At 41.5% G+C, this 19348-nt stretch carries 14 protein-coding genes, 3 pseudogenes and 1 other annotated feature; of the genes and pseudogenes, 11 read left to right on the top strand and 6 right to left on the bottom strand.

Annotated elements, in window-relative coordinates; translation table 11 throughout:
- The first annotated feature begins 313 nt into the window (after nucleotides 1-313).
- The 8 genes and pseudogenes from galE (at nucleotide 314) to NSU19_RS18360 (ending at nucleotide 6982) form a co-directional block, all read left to right on the top strand.
- Nucleotides 314-1313, top strand: a pseudogene (galE, locus tag NSU19_RS18395) (UDP-glucose 4-epimerase GalE).
- A gap of 294 nt (nucleotides 1314-1607) precedes the next feature.
- Complete coding sequence (locus tag NSU19_RS18390) at nucleotides 1608-2270, top strand: hypothetical protein (RefSeq protein WP_339197930.1); 663 nt, start codon at nucleotides 1608-1610, stop codon at nucleotides 2268-2270.
- A 60-nt stretch (nucleotides 2271-2330) separates the two neighbouring features.
- On the top strand, nucleotides 2331-2759 hold the full coding sequence (locus NSU19_RS18385) for a DUF488 family protein (protein WP_339197927.1): 429 nt from the start codon (nucleotides 2331-2333) through the stop codon (nucleotides 2757-2759).
- A 12-nt stretch (nucleotides 2760-2771) separates the two neighbouring features.
- The gene (locus NSU19_RS18380; protein ID WP_339197924.1) at nucleotides 2772-3215 is read left to right on the top strand and encodes a DUF488 domain-containing protein; all 444 of its coding nucleotides are present in this window, start codon (nucleotides 2772-2774) and stop codon (nucleotides 3213-3215) included.
- Between the two features lie 35 nt (nucleotides 3216-3250).
- Nucleotides 3251-3517, top strand: a pseudogene (locus NSU19_RS18375) (UDP-glucose 4-epimerase GalE); the annotation flags it as partial.
- Between the two features lie 514 nt (nucleotides 3518-4031).
- Nucleotides 4032-4786 (top strand): annotated as a pseudogene (locus tag NSU19_RS18370) (IS3 family transposase); the annotation flags it as partial.
- Nucleotides 4787-4904: 118 nt separating this feature from the next.
- Nucleotides 4905-6431: a YifB family Mg chelatase-like AAA ATPase gene (locus NSU19_RS18365; RefSeq protein WP_339197921.1), complete on the top strand. Its 1527-nt coding sequence runs from the start codon at nucleotides 4905-4907 to the stop codon at nucleotides 6429-6431.
- 5 nt (nucleotides 6432-6436) lie between these two features.
- Nucleotides 6437-6982, top strand: coding sequence for a transposase (locus NSU19_RS18360; protein WP_094244295.1), 546 nt, complete (start codon nucleotides 6437-6439; stop codon nucleotides 6980-6982).
- Between the two features lie 535 nt (nucleotides 6983-7517).
- Here NSU19_RS18360 and NSU19_RS18355 read toward each other — a convergent pair.
- From NSU19_RS18355 to NSU19_RS18340, 4 genes are read right to left on the bottom strand one after another with little or no spacing between them, the layout of a single operon-like run.
- On the bottom strand, nucleotides 7518-8345 hold the full coding sequence (locus NSU19_RS18355; RefSeq protein ID WP_063388967.1) for an energy-coupling factor transporter transmembrane component T: 828 nt from the start codon (nucleotides 8343-8345) through the stop codon (nucleotides 7518-7520).
- The gene (locus NSU19_RS18350; RefSeq protein WP_339197918.1) at nucleotides 8317-10047 is read right to left on the bottom strand and encodes an ABC transporter ATP-binding protein; all 1731 of its coding nucleotides are present in this window, start codon (nucleotides 10045-10047) and stop codon (nucleotides 8317-8319) included. The genes NSU19_RS18355 and NSU19_RS18350 overlap by 29 nt, the downstream gene beginning before the upstream one ends.
- Nucleotides 10048-10097: 50 nt before the next feature.
- Entirely contained in the window at nucleotides 10098-10652 is a 555-nt protein-coding gene (locus tag NSU19_RS18345) for an ECF-type riboflavin transporter substrate-binding protein (RefSeq protein ID WP_094244297.1), read from the bottom strand.
- 30 nt (nucleotides 10653-10682) lie between these two features.
- Nucleotides 10683-11552, bottom strand: a complete 870-nt coding sequence (locus NSU19_RS18340; protein WP_094244298.1) for an S-adenosyl-l-methionine hydroxide adenosyltransferase family protein — start codon at nucleotides 11550-11552, stop codon at nucleotides 10683-10685.
- Nucleotides 11553-11608: 56 nt separating this feature from the next.
- Nucleotides 11609-11904 (bottom strand) — a binding site (T-box leader).
- Between the two features lie 703 nt (nucleotides 11905-12607).
- On the opposite strand from NSU19_RS18340, the gene NSU19_RS18335 reads away from it, so the two are divergent.
- From NSU19_RS18335 to NSU19_RS18325, 3 genes are all read left to right on the top strand, one after another.
- Nucleotides 12608-13525: an Rpn family recombination-promoting nuclease/putative transposase gene (locus NSU19_RS18335; protein ID WP_339197912.1), complete on the top strand. Its 918-nt coding sequence runs from the start codon at nucleotides 12608-12610 to the stop codon at nucleotides 13523-13525.
- 432 nt (nucleotides 13526-13957) lie between these two features.
- On the top strand, nucleotides 13958-14197 hold the full coding sequence (locus NSU19_RS18330) for a hypothetical protein (protein ID WP_339193526.1): 240 nt from the start codon (nucleotides 13958-13960) through the stop codon (nucleotides 14195-14197).
- A gap of 1034 nt (nucleotides 14198-15231) precedes the next feature.
- Nucleotides 15232-16569, top strand: a complete 1338-nt coding sequence (locus tag NSU19_RS18325) for an MFS transporter (protein ID WP_117017421.1) — start codon at nucleotides 15232-15234, stop codon at nucleotides 16567-16569.
- A 467-nt stretch (nucleotides 16570-17036) separates the two neighbouring features.
- Here the strand turns inward: NSU19_RS18325 and pdxA are convergent, their stop codons facing one another.
- Together pdxA and NSU19_RS18315 are read right to left on the bottom strand one after the other, a co-directional pair.
- A complete protein-coding gene (pdxA, locus tag NSU19_RS18320) occupies nucleotides 17037-18032 on the bottom strand; it encodes a 4-hydroxythreonine-4-phosphate dehydrogenase PdxA (RefSeq protein ID WP_339197908.1) in 996 nt (331 codons plus the stop codon).
- Nucleotides 18029-19330: a four-carbon acid sugar kinase family protein gene (locus NSU19_RS18315; RefSeq protein ID WP_339197905.1), complete on the bottom strand. Its 1302-nt coding sequence runs from the start codon at nucleotides 19328-19330 to the stop codon at nucleotides 18029-18031. Before NSU19_RS18315 ends, pdxA begins: the two co-directional genes overlap by 4 nt.
- Nucleotides 19331-19348 lie beyond the last annotated feature (18 nt).

The raw sequence follows: 19348 nt of genomic DNA, 5'->3' as shown, positions 1-19348 counted from the left end.
TCCTATTATTTGGATTGACTTAATTTTATTACATATATAAAACTCACTGTATTAACTTGGCAGATCATCTTACATAAAAATTTGAAAAATCAAGAAATGTGTGCTAATGTTTGACGTTGGCAATCCAATAACCCGAACGTTTAAAATCAGTAAACCCTGCCTTAATTTTAATTAGATGAAACATAGGTCAATATAACAACCTCCTACAAATCATTTCAACGGGAGGCAAAATTCATTTTAGGGCAAATTGGGGGTATTACTAAAATGGGTAAAAAAACCCTAGAAGGAATCGATCAACTCAAGGGGGATTACCGTGATTCTAGTTGTCGACTGCGTCGGTTATATCGGCAGTCATTTAGTGAAAGAGTTAGTGGAAAAAGAGCAAGTAATCGTGCTTGATAACTTATCGACTGGTCATCGATATTTAGTGGATGATCGCACGGTGTTTGTGCAAGGGGATTTAGGGAACAAAGCGGATCTTGAACCGATTTTTGAAAAATACCCGATTCAAGCTGTCATGCATTTTGCGGCGAACAGCTTAGTCGGCGAATCAGTGGTGAATCCGCTGAAATATTATCAAAACAACGTTGCTGCTACATTAACGTTGCTAGAAACAATGTTGAAATATAATGTGAAAAACTTTATTTTTTCGTCTACTGCGGCAACGTATGGGATTCCGAATGTCGAATTAATTACGGACGATTGCCCAACAAATCCAATTAACCCATACGGCCGTTCGAAGTTAATGATCGAACAAATTTTAGCGGATTTTGCTTCTGCGTATGGTTTGAACTATGTCGTCCTTCGATATTTCAATGCGGCTGGGGCGCATGAGTCGGGAGAAATTGGTGAGGACCATAACCCAGAAACGCATTTAATTCCGATTGTCTTGCAGCATTTGTTAGGTCAGCGCGACAAAATTTCTGTATTTGGTACGGACTATAATACACCAGATGGGACATGCATTCGTGACTATATCCATGTCACCGATTTAGCGAAGGCGCATATTTTAGCGCTTAGCGCTGGAAGCATTGTTGACTGGTAAAAAGAAAACTGCTATTTACAATCTCGGCAACGGCTTAGGTTATTCCGTTAAAGAAGTGATAGAAACATGTGAAAAAGTCACGGGACGTAAAGCAGTCATTGAATACACTGACCGCCGTCCGGGCGACCCGGCGCATCTTGTCGCATCCTCGCAAAAAATTTAAGAAGAGTTGGGATGGAAAGCGGAATATTCGTTGGAAAAAATCATCGAAAGCGCGTGGAAATGGCATCAGTGGAAAGGGTCCAAATGGTCGAGCCGCTCTTGGTAGGGCGGTTTATTTATTTGTGGATATAATTAACGGAATATTCTGTATAAAATCGATTAGCCAGGTGATGCACGGTGCTGAGAAACTATGAAGTAGACCATATGTCGCAGGTATATTTTCATAAAATTTTTGTGGAAGAAAAAGGATTAAGGGGATCAATATCGAAATAAAAGTATTATTACTGTAGATGAGCAAATACACCGATAGCTTTTATTGATGTTGGGACAGGCTCTTTATTACCCGAAATTGTCCATCTGCAGTAATAACAAATTCATCTAAAAATAGGGGATGGTGAATTTGGATAAAACATTGAAAATTGTGATTCTTGCCGTTACAAAAACGTATGATCGTTATTGCATTGCAGGTATGACTGAATACGGGGAATGGGTAAGACCTCTACCACCTGATCACCGCTTTTGGCCAACCTATAGATATTGTGATAGTGCATTCATTAAGCCGGGAGACGTATGGGAAATTACTGATTATGTCAAATATAACGATCCTCAATCGCCGGGACACACGGAAGATATCAAAATATTAGATTACAATTCTGTAAATAAATGTAATGAACTAAGTAATGAGCAATTATGTACGTTTGTTGAGCGACATCTCGATGATGAGCAATCGCTATGTGATACGTTAGATGCTAACGGACGTTCTCTATGTTTGATTAATGCAGATAAAATACGAAAGGTGGTTGGAGAGAATCGAGTTTGTTTCACAATTAATGGAAATGAATATCGTAATAATACCTTTAAGGAAGGCTATCCCGTGACTGATTTAAAATGGCGTTCAGTTTTCCAACATCGTTCTGTTCGTTTTGATGAATTTAATCAATTATATCTCTGTGTTGGGCTCGCAAGGAAAGAACCTAATAAGGACATTTACCGTGAATATCCAATGGTTATTAGTATTATCACGAATCCATTTGTTCCTTATCCACAACAATATCCAGATTGAAAATGGATATTTGCATTTATCTAATGGTATACTTAATAAAAAGGGAAGGAGGGAAGGTGAATGAAAAAACCGAGGGGAAAGTTATATACCTCGAATGTAAGGGGGCTAAAATTTGCGCCGCCTCATGCGGAAATATGGCAAATCACGCGAGCCGGTCATGATATACCGGGCGCTATTGTTGTTCGTAGCTTATCACCTTCTCCTCAACTGTTTCAGCATTATCTAAGGGAATGGAAAGGAACGAACCCAAACGAATGGTGGCCTTTGTATGAAAATGCTTTTCTTTCTGAACTAAGGAAAGAGGAAAAGTTAAGGTCACTTCGAGATATTTATAAGAAATTGCTTCTAGGAAAGGATATTGTATTGCTTTGTTTCTGTGAGGATCATCGTTATTGCCATCGTCGTTTAGTGGGGGAGTTTTTCGAGCCGTATGGAGTTGTAGCTGTGGAATTAAACCCTATTAAGACAGAACAGCTAAGCTTGTTTTAGGAGAGCGGAAGAATGAAAGCAAAAATATGTACGATCGGTTTTTCGAAGAAATCGTTGAGAAAGTTTGTGGAGCTATTAAAACAAGAGAATGTTCATACGGTTATTGATACACGGCTGCATAACACGTCTCAACTTTCAGGATATGCGAAAAAAGATGATTTATCATTCATATTGGAAATTTTGGGCATTGACTACGTTCACGATTCGCTTCTTGCCCCAACCGAGGAGATTCTTAAAGCTTATAAAAATAAGGAAATCACTTGGGAAGATTATGAGAAAAAGTATATGGATTTGTTAAAGAGGAGAAAGGTAGAACAGTATCACAAGGACCTGATAGGAAAGAAAACGGTTTGTCTGTTATGTAGTGAACATACTCCGCATCATTGCCATCGCCGTTTATTGGCAGAGTATTTACAAAAATTTCATTCGGATGTAGAGATTGTACATTTAATGTAGAGAACGAATCGTTCATTTGAAATCCTTTCATAGTGTTGCTGGCGGGGAAAAAGACAACCGCCATTTATAACCTTGGCAATGGCCGAGGCTATTCGGTTAAAGAAGTGATTGAAACATGCGAAAAAGTCACTGGCCACCGTGCTGTCATTGAATCCATCGCCCGCCGCCCGGGCGCCCCGGCGCGCCTTGTCGCATCATCGCAAAAAATTTATGAAGAACTTGGCTGGAAAGCGGAATATTTGGAATATTTGTTGGAACCAATCAGCGGAAGCGCGTGGGAATGGCATAAATACAGAGCCTAATAAGTTTCGGCAGGAGACATTTTTCTGACACCGCATGTCGCTTTATGTTGGCCTTATTCGGCAGCTGCCGAAGCCCTCCCAATTCCGCTTTCAGTGTCTCCAACAGTTTTTTTCGCTCTTGTCTTGACGTTCCGCTTCTTTTGGACTGTACACAATACATAGCGCTGACACGTCTTGCTATCTCCAGTGGTGATCTCTTTGACATATAAATTTTCCCAAACTTGGTGGTACTGGCTACGACAGCTCATCGCTTCTTCCGTGATGTCCTTCCCGGACCGCATTTTTCCACACACGATATAATGCCCGTCCAGATTTTAAGTTTTGCTGACTACAAATTCCACTCATAAATCGCTTTTCAATTTACTTTGTTATCAGAATCCAATATAAAGAGATCACAGATGAATTGATCTAGGGAGCGATTGTGTTACGACGAACGAAAACATATGTGATGCTAGTATAGTTTCATGGACACCCTTTAGTGAAATATAATATTAACGAAGGGATGTGTCCTGATATGGGTAACACAAGCGAAAAACGTAAAAGTTATCATGCTGAATTTAAGGAAATTTATCAAACTGGAACACCAGTAAAACAGATCTTGAACGAATATGGCCTGTCTGAAACGACAATCTACAAATGGATCAGAAAACAAAAACCGGTTAAGCTGGATGACGGGGGCTCTTTTACCCCGGAAGAATTTCTGAACCTGCAAAAAGAATTGCACCGGCTGAAAGAGGAAAACGAAATCTTAAAAAAAGCTATGGCCATATTCGCAAAGAAGTAGATCAAACCACTGTTATATCCATGATTGACGAGATAAGAGCCAAACACCATTATGACCTTAAAACCATGTGTACGGTCCTTGGCGTGCCGAGAAGTACCTACTATCAATCCAAACAAAAAACAGAGTCAAAAACAAAACGGGAAAACCGGGAGCTGACAGACAGAATACGAAAAATCCATACGGAAAGCAAGCAGAGATACGGAGCACCGAAGATCCACCATATGCTTGAAAAAGAAGGGCTCAAAGTCAGCCTGAAACGGGTTCAGCGTTTGATGAAGGCTGCAGGCATTTATTCCATTATCAGAAAAAAGTACCGCCCCCATTCCAATAAGGGCAAGATGGAAGAACACGATAACCTGCTGAACCAGGACTTCTCAACGACAACCATCAACGAGAAATGGGTTACGGATATTACGTACATTCATACTTTGAGAGACGGTTGGTGCTACCTGGCTTCCGTAATGGATTTACATTCCAGAAAGATTGGGTTCGGTGCCTGTCACCGCCCGAAATTTGTCGAAATATTGGTAATTGAAAGATAAAAGGGAGGGTATTACAATAATGGGTAAGAACTAATGTTCTGTGATTGGGAGGGATGGATGAGTGACGGTGAAGATTTTAAGCATTGGGTTAAGGGGGTTAGAAGGGTATCGAGTGCAGGTGGAGGTGCAGGAAGTGCCGGGGATTGCGGCGATGGTGATTGTTGGGTTGCCGGATGCATCGGTGAAAGAGGCAAAGGAACGTGTTCTTGCTTCGCTTTATGCTTTCGGATGCGACTTTTTTGATAAAAGGCTTGTTGTTCATTTGTCTCCGCCGGAGCGGAAAAAGCATAGCCCGATGTTTGATTTGGCGATGGCGATTGGGATTTTGAAGGCAATGGGCAAGCTGACAGCGCCGGCTTCCTCCGATGCAGCGTTTTTAGGTTCGTTATCGTTGGATGGAACGATTCAGCCGGTGGATGGCATGCTTCCAGCGATATTGGCAGCAAAGAAGCTCGGTTTTCAAAAAATATACCTTCCGTATGATCCCACACTTCCGCTTCATCATTTGAAAGATCTCGATTGTATCTTTGTTCAGACGTTGGAAGAAACGGTGCAATATCTGCATGGACAACGTGTTCTTTCGTTACCCCCAGTTTTTCGCTCTCCTGAAATTATGGACTCCCCTCGAAAGCATCATCGAGATTTTCAATCGATTATTGGCCATCATCAAGCAAAGCGTGCATTGGAGATCGCAGCGGCAGGCGGACATAACGTGTTAATGGTTGGACCGCCTGGGTGCGGGAAAAGTTTGTTAGCGGAAACGTTTCCGTCGATTTTGCCGGGTCTTTCTCATGATGCGCAGTTAGAGGTGATCAGTTTGTACCAGCTGGCAGGAGAAAAAATCGAGAGTGGCTATCCACCTTTTCGTCATCCGCATCATTCCGCTTCATCGGTTTCTTTAATTGGCGGGGGAACGCACCCAAAGCCTGGCGAAGTGTCGCTGGCACATCGCGGTGTTTTATTTCTCGATGAAATGGCGGAATTTGCAAAAAAGACGCTGGATATGCTTCGCCAGCCGTTAGAGACGGGGAAAGTGACGATTAGCCGTATTTCGTCGACGGTGACATATCCTGCGGACTTTATTTTGCTTGGGGCGATGAATCCGTGTCCGTGCGGATATTTAGGCTCAAGAACGCGCTATTGCACATGTAGTCCGAAACAAATTCAAGCGTATCGAAATCGTGTTTCCGGGCCGATTTATGACCGGATGGATGTTTTATTACCATTGGAAGTCATTGATTTCACCAAAGAAACGAGGGTTTCGGAATCTTCGGAAACCATAAGGAAAAGAGTAGAAGAAGCAAGAAGAAAGCAATATGAACGTTACGGAAAAGAAATAACGAATGGGCGTGTTCCTTTTGAGTTATTAATGGGAAAAAGCCCGCTTGCTAAAAGGCAGCAACACCTGTTGCAGCAATGGGCATCCCAGCATCAATGGAGCAATCGTGTGCAAACGAAAATCATTCGGCTGGCAAGGACTATTTCCGATTTAAAGGGAACCGAAGAGATAGCAGATGAATCGCTTTGGGAAGCGATGACGCTAAGATGGCTGAAAACATATACGAAGCAACAGGCAACAGCGAGGTAAAAAGAATGGGACGGCAAAAGCGGATCTGGGTGCCCCATCGGTTTTATCATATCGTTTGCCGCGGCAATCGGCGTGATCCCCTATTCAAGGAAACAAATGATTTTCTCGCTTTTCTTCATATCCTCCACCAGCTACATGAAAAAATCCCGTTTGAAATAGCCGCATATTGCCTTATGACGAATCACTTTCACCTGCAGCTGCGCTCAAAACAGGAGCCGATTTCGAAAGTCATGGCGCTCATGAACAAACGGTATGCAAATTATTATAATACTCGCTATCGTTTGACGGGACATGTATTTGAAAAGCGTTATTATGGTAAATTGATTGACAATGATAGCGGAATGTTGGAAGTGAGTCGATATATTCATCTCAACCCGGTAGAAGCTCATATGGTACATGCGCCGGAACTTTACCGATGGAGTAGTTTTTATTTGTATATGCATCCAAAATCGCTGCCTCCGAAATTTATGAATATGGATGCATTATTAGATTACCTTTCAGGCACAAAAACAGAGCGGAAGAAAAAATATGCTGAATTTGTGAGGGGGTGAGGCTGCCTGTCACTTGTCAGCCATCGAAAGCGCGTGGAAATGGCATCAGTGGAAAGGGACCAAATGGTCGAGCCGCCCTTGATGGGGCGGTTAGTTTTTATGGGTGCTGTTAACTGAATATTCGGTCTATTAATTGGTTAATAGGGGCGTGCCGGCGGTCGGTTATGGAGCAGTCCATACGTCACAGGTATATTTTCGTAAAAAGTTTATGGAGGAAAAAGGATTAAGAAGAAACGTGTAGGAATAAAGGGATTGATGTCCATATCACGAATATGGGAAGATGAACTAGGAGTGATTGGCGTAACAAATGTTGGCAGTTCTGTTTAGGTGATGCGCATGAGTGTTTATTGCAAAATAAAAATACAGAGTTCTGCAACAAAAAATGCAGAACTTGATTGCATAAAAAAAGGGTTGCCAGCTTAGTGGCCCATGGAAGCAACCTGCCCACCCCTAAAATAAGGCTAATTTAAATGTTTTCATTAAATACGCATCCAGCAACAAACAGCGTTACTGGATGCGATCAGTAGGAGTATTTTTAAAACGGATTATAAAACCGGCTTCCATCATGGAATGTGATGATTAAGGTGACAATGAACAGAATACTAAACAGAGCGATTGCAAAGTAGTCACTTTTTTGGAAAGGTCTTGCACTATACCATGTGCGTTTTTTGTTTTTGCCAAAGCCGCGCAGTTCCATTGCGTTGCTGATGGTGTCAATTTTGTTTAGGCTTGATAAGATAAGCGGTGCAAGGATGGAGGCGGCATTTTTGATCCGTTTAGGAAGTTTTTCTTTGCGGGACATGTCAAGGCCTCTGGCTTGTTGGGCGCGTGCTATATTCCGAAAATCCCGCTGTACGTCCGGTATATATCTTAATGCCAAAGAAACAGCATACGAAATTCGATAACTCACACCGATGCGATTGAGGGAAGCGGCGAATTCGCTCGGATGAGTCGTCACAATAAAAAGCAAAGCCGCAGGGATCACTGTGAAATATTTTAACGTAATATTCAATTGGTAAAAAAGTTGTTCCAATGTGACGTTATACCTTCCAGATATTTCAAATAACACATGGCTGGAGCCGTAAATTTTTACTCCTTCTTGCGGTGAAAAGACATAAATGGCAACATTGTTTATGAAAAGAAATACTAAAATAAATAAAAGAACAAACAATATCTCTTCAAGTTTAATTTTTGAAATAATAAAAATGAGAATACTAATTAAAAATAAAAATAGTAGAATACGAGTGTCGTATGTCAGCATAGCTGCAGTCGACCATAAGATAAAGCATATTAGCTTTGTTACACCTGTCAACTGATGAACAGGAGATTTTCGGTCAATATAAGATAGCATCTCGGCTGCCAACCTGCCTTACCTCCCGATCATATTCTATGAAACGTTCCACAAACTTCCTCGGTTCTGGTATTCCTGTTTTTAATGCCAGATTATAAAGAGACGTTTCCTTTAAATTTGCCTGTTCGATGATGTCAATATCAGAAAGGACATTGACAGCTGAGTCATCGGCAATTTTCCTGCCTTCTGCAAATACAATCGCTCTTTCTGTATACTCCAGCATTAAATGCATATCATGAGTAATCATCATAATCGTGACGCCTTGCCGATTTAATTGAACAAGAAACTCCATAATATCAGTATAATGGCGAAAATCTTGTCCGGCAGTTGGCTCGTCCAAAATAATGATTTCTGGTTCTAACACTAAAATGGAAGCAATCGTAACCCGCTTTTTTTGACCGAAGCTTAATGCTGAAATCGGCCAATTCCGAAATGGGTACAGCCCGCAAATTTTTAATGTATTGTCGACGCGTTCTTTTATTTCAGCTTCCGCTACGCCGCGAACCTTTAAGCCTAAGGCTACTTCGTCAAAAATCATATGCTTTGAAATCATATGATTTGGATTTTGCATGACCATGCCGATTTTTAACGAGCGTTCTTTAATCGTTTCGTTTGTTATATCCTTGCCGTTAAACAATATGCTCCCTGAGGAAGGCTTTTCAAATCCACAAATTAATTTTGTAATTGTAGATTTCCCTGCTCCATTTTTTCCAACAATGCTCACCATTTCCCCTTTGTTAATTGAAAAAGAAACATCCTTTATCGTTTCGTGACCTGGTGAATAGCTAAACGAAATATTTTTCAGCTCTAAAATTGTTTTTCCTTCTTTACTTGGCGTTTTTGGATTTGAATCTTCAAACCATTCCAACAAGTTTTTTCGGCATAAATCCGCTTTAAACTGATTGAAATCAGCAGGATGCATATCTTCAGTTAGTTCGCAACCGGCATATTTGACCGCTTTAATATATAACGGCTCCCGTATATTCGTCTCTTCTAAAATGTTAGTTGTTAAAAGTTGGTCAGGGCTCATATCAGCTACTATTGAGCCGTCATTGACCACAATAATGCGATCGACATGGCGATATAAAACATCTTCTAAACGGTGTTCAATAATGACAACGGTTGTATTCGTTTCTTTTTGGATTTTGTCGATTAAAGCCATTGCATACTTTCCAGTAGCGGGGTCAAGGTTTGCGAGCGGTTCATCAAACAACAGGATATCCACTTTGTCAACCATTACACCAGCGAGGGAAACCCTCTGCTTTTGCCCGCCTGACAAATGATGGACAGAGGCAGGCAAATAATCATCCATTTCGACCATTTTGGAAGCATCTTTTACGATCTCGAACATTTCCTTTTGCGGAGTGCAATCATTCTCCAGTGCAAAAGCTATGTCTTCACCAACAGTTAATCCTATAAACTGGCCATCAGGATCCTGTAAAACAGTACCAACCATTTTTGATAAAGCAAAAATATTTAACTCCTTTGTTTCCTGACCCATTACTTTTAAACTTCCGGTCATTTCTCCTTTATAAGAGAAGGGGATTAGACCATTGATGCAGTGGCCAATGGTGCTCTTCCCAGATCCAGAAGGACCAACGATTAAAACTTTTTCCCCTTCGTAAATGTTTAAATGAATATTTTTTAATGTTGGATTTTTTTGGCTATGATACTTAAAGCTAAAATTATGAAATTCAATCACTCGTTTTCTCATTCGTAAAAGCTCCTGTAAGTAAATATGTTGTCAAAACTCACAATGTGCTTTTATTCTTTATCAAGACTTCCTTTTTGACTGCGTGTTTTTGCATAGAGTAAAAGAAGAAGTGTTCCAATGACGGCAACTGTTACCATATTGGAAATTCCAACAACTAATCCTTGCAGGAAGACTTTATTTGCTGGCTCAGCATAAATCAGTATATCAAGAGAAGGTGCGACAAGGAACCAGCCGATTGCTTGAACAATCACCTGAACAATATTAAATGTAATAATTTTTTTAGTGCCGAATTCACCAGATTCGATATCGATGCTTTTAGAAGCCAGACCAATTAAAAATCCGACAAGCAAGCTGACAACAACCCAACTCCACCAAATAGATCCATAAAATATTAAGTCTTTTAACGCATGACCGATAAGTCCGATGAAACCGCCTGCGACAGGCCCAAAAATAATTGACATAAGTGCTAAAAATGCATAAGTTGTTTCAATATTGGAATTTGGTATCCCTGTTGGAATGGACGCAAATCTTCCCAGAATAACAAAGACAGCTGCTCCAATTCCGATTGCTACGATTGTTTTGATCGATAGATTGTTTTCTTTCATGAACTTCCTCTCCTTTTTTCATTTTTATGATTATATTGAATTTCCATTATATACGAAATTCGGTACTTTGCAGATAGTGATTTTCCATTTGGCACCTGCTTCAATATGGTAGGCCTTCGCAAATGATCCTTGATTGATTGCCACACCGATTTTGTCGAGCGAATTGACGTAAAGCAAAGGCTCGCCCAAATGACTATCCGCAAATGATCTGCCAAACGTCATAATATTTTTATATACTTGTCTTGTTTCATTTTCAATCGTTACTTCAAAAGAATCTCCGTAATCTACGTCTAACTTCTGAAACAAGCTGCGATCAATATTGGTCCATAAGTTTCCAAATCGGACATCAAGTATATCAATATTCCCTTTAATCGCACCATTTTGAATATAGGCTTCTAAAACCGGCAGTTCAATTAGCGAATCGATTGGAATTTCCGGCCCCACCTGTTCAAACGTAATCACTTCGGATGCAAGCCGTGCGCCGGTATAAGCGTAAATATCACGTCCATGGAAGGTATAAGAATGCCCGGAATTTGGCAGCCGGTTTACCTTTTCATCGATCAGCCTTGCTTCTTCGATCCCAATATACTTCTTTATATGTGTGATCGTTCCATTGTCGGGTGTCACAATATATTGGTTTGATTTTGTCTTCACAACAATGCTTCTCCGTTCTGAACCGACACCCGGATCAACAACAGAAATAAATACCGTCTCCTTTGGCCAATACGATATCGTTTGGTACAGCCTATAAGACGCTTCCCAAATATTATATTGGGGAATATCGTGGGTCAAATCAAAAATCCTCAGGCTGGGATTAACATTCAAAGCGACTCCATACATTGCACTGACAGCTCCATCGCTTAATCCAAAATCAGTTTGAATAACTAAAAAACGATTCATAAATTTTCCCCCATACATTGTTGTTTTATAAAAAAAACCACGTCTTTATCTATATAGATAAGGACGTGGTTTTGCTCACGTGGTACCACCTTACTTCACTGTTTGCTCGCACAAAACAGCCTCTGCCAGTACTACGGGCTTAATCCCTTCATACTGTGGTATTTGTAACGAGTACCAAACTCGGCGGAACCTACTCGTACCTTCGTGCTTTGTTGGGATAAAACACGAAAATAATACTTTCAGCACGCAACTCAGAGGCCATTGTTCGGGTTCGTATTTTTGCTTCTTCTCAGCTACCGAAGCTCTCTGTGAAAAATAACTGAACCTTACTTTTCCTCTTCATAGTCATTGTAAGAAAATTATTAACAATTTTTTAATTAATTATAATCACCGCCGCGAACATGTCAAGCGTTGGAATACGAAAAGTATGGAATGTGGCGGGGATTTGGTGCGGAGTGCTGGATATTAGGCTTGATGTGGAAGGTCTGATGTGGAAAAGATTTAGGTCGAATGAAATATGTTTGTGCTTATGTGGAACAAACTTGGTTCGGTTAGTGAACAACCTTTTGCACGGCTGTACTTCACCCGTAGTGGGCTTGAAAACGCAGATATGCTTCGGTATACTGACGGTTATCTCCTTTCCCGACGGTCACCACGGCAGGATTAAACACACCGGCACTTTGCTAATTAAAATGGTAACCTAAGAAAAATGAGGAAGGATTACTCATGTTCTTGTTTTTTGGAAGACAACTAGGATCTATTTCTAAGGAAGGAGGAACTTGGTATAGTTTTTGGCCCTGTTCAAAATTTGTCGAATCATTGGTGATTGAAAGATAAGATAAAGTGTATTACAATAACATTATCAGAACATACGTTCTGAATATATATGGTGGCAAATTTTTCATTAAAACGGCTGCTGGTTGAGATTTGTCAAGAAGTGCGTTTTGGAAGGTGATGCGTTTTCTTTTATCTGGAAAATATGCAAATAACTTCGGCTTTTCTTTAGATAAACCTCAGCTCCCCTCCAAATTCTCCTCGAAAGGATGATTCCCGTTATGAAGGAATACCTCGATTTAAAATTGGACTTTATGTTTAAACAATTGTTCGGCCATCCGAGCCGAAAGCAGCTTACAATCGCTTTTTTGAATGCGGTTTTGCATCGGACAGGCCATGATCGTATCATCGATGTGCAGTTTGATAACACAGAGCTGGCAAAAGAGTTCGAAGAAGGGAAAATGAATCGGCTTGACGTGCTCGTGTGGACCGACCGAGGCGAGCGGATTAACGTGGAAATTCAAATCATTGACCAGCACGATATGCCGGAGCGGATTTTGTATTACTGGGCGAGGCTCTTTTCCCAGTCGCTCTTCAAAGGCCAAGGGTACAGCGAACTTCCTCCCACCATTATGATTGCAATTCTCAACTACCCGCTCTTTCCGCATGAAACCGATCGGTTTCACACCATCTTTCATATCCGCGAAGATGAAGAACAGTTTCTTTGGAGCGCGCATCTTGAATTTCACGCCATTGATTTATCACAATTTATGGTAAAATGGAAGAAATATAGACGTGATGTGAAGCGATCTTCGGAGTGGCCCTGGTTAATGATGCTGTCAGCGGTGGATGCCCGGAAACAAGAGATTGATGAGACGATTCTCAAGGAACTGGAGGTGTTGGCGATGAACGAGCAAGAAATTCGCGAAGCATTGGAAGAGTGGGAGAAGCTAAGCGTCAGTTCGGAAAATCGCTACGCGTATGAAATGCGGCTGAAATGGCTGCGGGATCAATTGTCCAATCTTCTTGGCGAGCGGCGTGCGGGGATAGAGGAAGGGTTGAAACAAGGGCTAAAGCAAGGTCGGGAGGAAGAACGGAAGAATATGATCCGGCATATGTCGGCGAAAGGAATGGCAGCGAAAGATATTGCCGATCTCACTGGACTTGCGGAAGAGGAAGTGCGAAAGTGGTTGAAATAGATTGCCTGTCATTTGTCGAAGCCGTTTGGCAGTGGTTTAGGCTTATTCATCCGAAGAAGTAGTGGAAACGTTAGAAAACCTGCCGCCTAATAAGGCTTTGCTGCGCCATCGAAAAATAAATGTAGCACTCGGTAGGCGAAAAAAATGAAAGTGCTCTTGCATGAAACTGAAGATCGCACTTTCCTTTTAAAGGACTTTTCCATGCAAGAGCTATTTTATATCCCCTAATTTTTGAGCTACGGGTATTATTCAATAGAAACCATGCTGGTCATTCAGCATGTTGGTATCATGGACTCTAGCGATTGGGCAAATCGCCGAATTCCCTCGGGAATGGATTTTGTTTCTACTCGGCCGTAGGTAAAACGTATATATTTAATTAATCATATTGAAAATAAAAAAGAGTCACAATCTGTATCTCAAATATTAAGAAGTATGCCAGTTTGGGGAAAATGGTACGGACCTGGACATGGTGGCGGTGTACCAAAAAATAAATTAGATTCTTTATGTATGACACATGATCTTTGTTATAAAGTAAAAGGATATTTCGATTGTGGCTGTGATAAAGCTTTAGTAGCTGGGATAACTGCCGCTCTTCTATTTATGAAATCTGACGAAAAAAGAGCTGCCTTAGCAGTAGCAGCTTATTTTAGTATAGCACCTTGTAAAAAATAATAGAGTGGGGAATTAAATGATTTATAAACTTATCATGTTTATAATATTTTGTATTTTAATGTTTATAGGATATTTAATTGAATGGATTACAGGAGGAAGACCTTGAATTTAGGATCATTATCTTAGTCAGTTCTTGAAAATACAAAACATCAGCTAGTACTTTCGCTTGTTGACAAAGTCTCTGCTTAGACAGTCTACAAGCTTTATTACTATATCTAAAAGTTTGACAGAGTACACTAAAGAAAAGCCCGAAAATACTGGTGTTTTGGACTTTACCCACAACACGGGGGTGTCTAATAAGTTGTTTTTACGGCATGATTTTACGTAATAGCCGACCAAGCCCTAACTTTTCCCATATCTTTCGGAACAGATAAACCGGCCCAAACTCTTTTGTCCAAAGCACGGAGACAGAAGAGGAAGAGCCTTGCCCGTGAATTCGGTCAAAGTAACGCTCTGAAAATTTGGCTAATCCCTCGATTATGTTATCGACAGAGCCATTCTCTAATAAATGTTCTAACCTCCCTAGATTACAAAGCGTTTGTTGCCGAACTTTATTGTCTACACGAAATGTACGACATATTTGTAGATATTGACGAACAGAACCATTTTTATTTTTTTGCTTGGGTCAGGTGCCTGTCACCACTCGATGCCCTGTCTGAACTCAAGGGATGGTAAAAAAAGTATACATATCCGTCTGTCATGACAAGGGATGAGAGTCCAAAAGCACTTACGCAGGAAATTCAAAAAATGGTTCGCTAACCTATGACTTACACCTGTTTTCAGCGAACCAAAAAAGCTCCAACAAAGTCTTGACTGACTCCGGAAAACGATGCTCATACACAAATGCACATTTATTTGTTAAAATATTAATTATATTCTGACAAAAAATGAAACCTATCGTTTTTCGGAAGCAAGAGGTATTCTTTCGAAAAATTTACATTCATGAAACAAAATCATTAAATATAAAAAGTAATCTATATATGGAATAAACGGTTTGCGGCCGTTTTATCACCGACAGAATGGGGGAGGGTGCAGTGGAGAAGATTGCCTCGCATGCGTATGAAACAAAGAGGCAGCCGGGCTGGAAACTGTATGTTTCGTTGCCGATTTTATCGTGGGCGTTGTATGATTTTGCGAATACGATTTTTTCCTCGAATGTGAACACGATTTTTTTCCCGCTTTATGTTTCGGAAACGGTGGGAAAAAGCGAGAGCTTGAACCAGATCGCCAGTACATTTATTTCGTATGCGAATGCGTTAGCCTCTTTCTTTTTAGTGATATTTTCACCTTTATACGGCACATGGATTGACCGGACCGGGAGAAGAAAGAAATGGCTTGGGATTTTTACGACTCTTTCGGTTACGGCAACTTTGCTTATGGGTGTTGCCGGATATTCGAATCTTGGGAATGCCATGTTTGGATTGCCGGCGTCTTTTGTCATAATCGTGCTTTTATTTGTCGCAGCAAAGTTTTTTTACCATTCGAGCCTTGTTTTTTACGATTCCATGATTTCCAGTTTGGGGAATAAACAGGAAATACCGCTTATCTCCGGTTTTGGCGTTGCTGTCGGATATGTCGGAACGCTTGTCGGGCTCGCTGTGTATCCGTTTGTTGGAGAAATGGATTACTATCGGGCTTTTATTCCAAGCGCCCTTTTGTTTCTCCTCTTTTCTTTCCCGCTGTTTTTCTTTGTCAAAGAAGAAGCCGAAAAAGCCGATGCCTTAAAGCGAAAGGCCGGATTTTTTGCAGGCTATCGGGATATTTATGCAACATTGAAAGAAATGAAAAAGTATCAAAACATTTTTACATTCATGATTGCTTATTTCTTTTTGAATGATGCGGTGGCGACGACGATCGCCATCATGTCCGTTTATGCTAAAGTCATTGCCGGGTTTACGGCAGGGGAGTTCATCCTTTTATATTTAGTCTCCACAGTTTCAAGTATTATCGGTTCCTTTCTTTTTGGCTATATTACGAGAAACAAGGGAGCCAAAAAAGCGGTTTTGTATGTCGGCATCGTGATGTGCATCGCACTGGCGATAGGGGTGCTTGCTTTTTCCAAGCTATCTTTTTGGATTGCTGGGAGTTTGTTCGGCGTCAGTTTAGGAGCGATGTGGGTCACTTCGAGAACATATATAGTCGAACTTTCCCCGCCAGATAAGCAAGGGCAATTTTTCGGACTGTTCGCTTTTTCTGGAAAAGTGTCAGCCATCATTGGTCCAGCGATTTATGGAAGCATTACCCTCCTTTTTCATTCATACGGAAACATTGCCAATCGGTTGGCGATGGGATCGCTTTTGCTGATGGTGCTCCTTGGCATTTTCTTTTTGCTGAAGGTAAAGCCACAGGCGCCTGCCGCGCCGAAAAGCTGACGAGAGGTGTTATAGGGGAGACATTGGCGAAAGCTATTCCGTCATTGAAATCATGGAAACAGAAATAGCTTACCAGCCGCCATCTGGGCGCTCTTGTTCGTCTTTCTTGTTTGCCTCATCGCTAAAAATTTATGAAGAACTTATTTTTAAAATTGGTTCTTAAATGAATTGACTTAACCGGACAAAAATTAAGGTCAAGTAGATGAACAACCATATCTGAGCATACTGCTTATTTAGCATAAATGATCCGAATAGAAATTTTACATGGAGTGGCGGACATGTTAGGCTTGATGCCTTGCGAAGCAAGGATTGGCGCTCGCTCCTTTCGCTAGGAAACATGTCCGCAGAAGCTCCGTGTCAAGCGATATAGACCTAAAATTTTATACAGGGAATGGAATATTCGTATTTTGTCATTCATACATTTTTTAATTGCCAAAAACAGATAAATAAAGCAAAAAGGTTGGTGTTTAAACTTTCGGAGCCAGTTCGACAGCGGCGCGAATGGCTTCGAGCATGCTGCGGTCGTCCGCCAGGTTTTTCCCTGCGATATCAAAGGCTGTTCCATGGTCGACAGATGTGCGGATGATGCCGCCTTTGAGGCCGACGGTGATGTTTACTCCGGCTTCCAACCCCAGCACTTTAATAGGGGCGTGCCCTTGGTCATGGTAGCAAGCGACAACAATATCAAAATCTCCGCGCACTGCACGGTAAAATAATGTATCTGCCGGATATGGCCCTGTTGCATTGATTCCTTCCTCTTGTGCTTTTCGGATGCCGGGAATGAGTTTTTCCTCTTCCTCTCCATTGCCAAACAGACCGTTTTCTCCAGCGTGAGGGTTGATGCCGCACACGGCGATGCTTGGGTTTTCTTTTCCCGCTCTTGTTAACGTTTCGTGAGCCAGCTTAATAACTTTGTAGGTCCGATCGGGATTAATCATTTCAATCGCTTTAATTAACCCGACATGGGTGGTGATATGAATGACTTTAAGTTTTGGAGAGGACAACATCATTGCATAATCTTGAGTGCCCGTTAAATCGGCCAAAATTTCGGTATGTCCCGGGTATTGATGTCCGCCTTTGTGCAGGGCTTCTTTATTTAAAGGAGCTGTGCAAATGGCTTGAATATCCCCGTTTTTCGCTAATTCGATGGCGCGTTTTAAAAATTGGAATGCGGCATCGCCTGCAGCTGCTGATACCCGGTCAAAAGGCAAATCGGCGGGAAGCAAATTTAAATCGATGCAATCAATTGTGCCGTATTGGCAAGCTGCTTCCTTTACCGATGAAATAGGGTGAATGGCCAGTTTGGAATTGGTAATTTGAACTGCCCGTTCTAATATTTTTGCATCTCCTATCACTAAAGGATTGCATTGTTCATAAATGGATCGGTTTTGCAAAGCTTTTACGATAATCTCCGGCCCTACACCGGCAGCGTCTCCCATCGTGATTCCGATGACAGGTTTCATTTGGCATCTACTCCTTTTAATTGGTGAATGGCTTGAATAAATGTATTTTCCGAACCAAAGGCGCCCGCCTTTGTTACTACGTACATTCCTGAGTCATGAATTAATTTCGCTATTGGCACTCCTGTTTCCACTTCATCCAGCAATTCAAAACCCTTAGCCCCGATTTTATCGCAAACATGTTTTGCCGTATCGCCGCCCGTTAAGATCATGGCGCCAAAATATCCTTTCTGAATTAACCTAGCGGCGGCTTCTCCTAGGCTTTGGGAGATGAAATTGCTTATTTTGATTGCGCTCAATCCTTTCGATTTGCCTATTTCCTGCACCTGTTTGATTTCATTTGGCGAAGCGGAAGAATAGAGAGCGACATGATAACCTTGTTTAGCCCATTGTTCCGCTTGGTGAAAGGCCTTTTCCATCTCCTCATAACGGTACTGGTCATTGCTTGCGAGTTTTATCGAATCTACCGGTATTCCTTTCACGTTTTGTAAAGAAAGGGCGCGATCGAGCTGTTTGCGGGAAACTTGGCTTACACTGCCTACGACGAGCAGAATGGGCCGTTCGATTGGCTCGATCATGTCCGCTTTGTTTGTTTTTTGCAGGTGATAAGCTTCGGGAAGATAATTGGCTAGACCTGCCGATCCGACCCATACGACTTTTTCATTGATCCGGCACACGTATCGGACGATGTCCTGCAAATCTTCCTCGCTTAAGGAATCAAAGATGATGTAAGGAATACCTATTGCCCGATAACGATCAAGCTGTTCTTTGACTTTGTCAAATCCGAGACGAAGGGTTTGGTAGTCAATCAGCCCTATAGGGCGCTTCGTCTGCTTTGCTATTAAACTGGGAACATATGATTCTTTTATCGGGCATTTCGGATCTCGTGATAATTCTGTCTCATGCAGCAATGTATCGTGTAAAAAATGATGCCCTTTATAAATGGTTCTCCCGTTTTGAGGGTAACCCGGTGCAATTATCATAAATGTCGGTTTTATTGTATCGTAAATGGCATCGATTTCCGCTCCGATATTTCCTCTAAGGGTGGAATCGATTTTTTTGTACAGGTGGCGAAATCCCATCTCCTGTAATAATTTCGCTGCATTCTGTACACGCCGGTATGCGTCAAGCGCGGGAAGCGATCGGCTATCGGTGTCGACTACGATTGCCTCTATATCCCTCACACTGGACAGCCCGGTTAGATCAAACAAGACCTGCGTGGCAAGCCCCTTCCTGGCGAATTGCACTCCGGAATCGGAAGCGCCTGTCAAGTCATCGGCAATAATGGCTAGTTTGTTCATCTTGTCTCCCTCCGTCCA

It is taken from the genome of Aeribacillus sp. FSL k6-2211 (assembly GCF_037966125.1).
Classification (GTDB): Bacteria; Bacillota; Bacilli; order Bacillales; family Aeribacillaceae; genus Aeribacillus; species Aeribacillus composti.
The sequence above is the reverse complement of the archived record's forward strand: the minus strand, read 5'-3'. Positions and strand labels throughout refer to the sequence as shown.

Bases quoted from the DNA above. Each gene is read 5' to 3' on its own strand.
- NSU19_RS18385 (WP_339197927.1), top strand. From the start codon at position 2,331: ATGAAAAAACCGAGGGGAAAGTTATATACCTCGAATGTAAGGGGGCTA.
- NSU19_RS18380 (WP_339197924.1), top strand. From the start codon at position 2,772: ATGAAAGCAAAAATATGTACGATCGGTTTTTCGAAGAAATCGTTGAGA.
- NSU19_RS18360 (WP_094244295.1), top strand. From the start codon at position 6,437: ATGGGACGGCAAAAGCGGATCTGGGTGCCCCATCGGTTTTATCATATC.
- NSU19_RS18350 (WP_339197918.1), bottom strand. From the start codon at position 10,047: ATGAGAAAACGAGTGATTGAATTTCATAATTTTAGCTTTAAGTATCAT.
- NSU19_RS18345 (WP_094244297.1), bottom strand. From the start codon at position 10,652: ATGAAAGAAAACAATCTATCGATCAAAACAATCGTAGCAATCGGAATT.
- NSU19_RS18340 (WP_094244298.1), bottom strand. From the start codon at position 11,552: ATGAATCGTTTTTTAGTTATTCAAACTGATTTTGGATTAAGCGATGGA.
- NSU19_RS18335 (WP_339197912.1), top strand. From the start codon at position 12,608: ATGAAGGAATACCTCGATTTAAAATTGGACTTTATGTTTAAACAATTG.
- NSU19_RS18330 (WP_339193526.1), top strand. From the start codon at position 13,958: ATGCCAGTTTGGGGAAAATGGTACGGACCTGGACATGGTGGCGGTGTA.
- pdxA (WP_339197908.1), bottom strand. From the start codon at position 18,032: ATGAAACCTGTCATCGGAATCACGATGGGAGACGCTGCCGGTGTAGGG.
- NSU19_RS18315 (WP_339197905.1), bottom strand. From the start codon at position 19,330: ATGAACAAACTAGCCATTATTGCCGATGACTTGACAGGCGCTTCCGAT.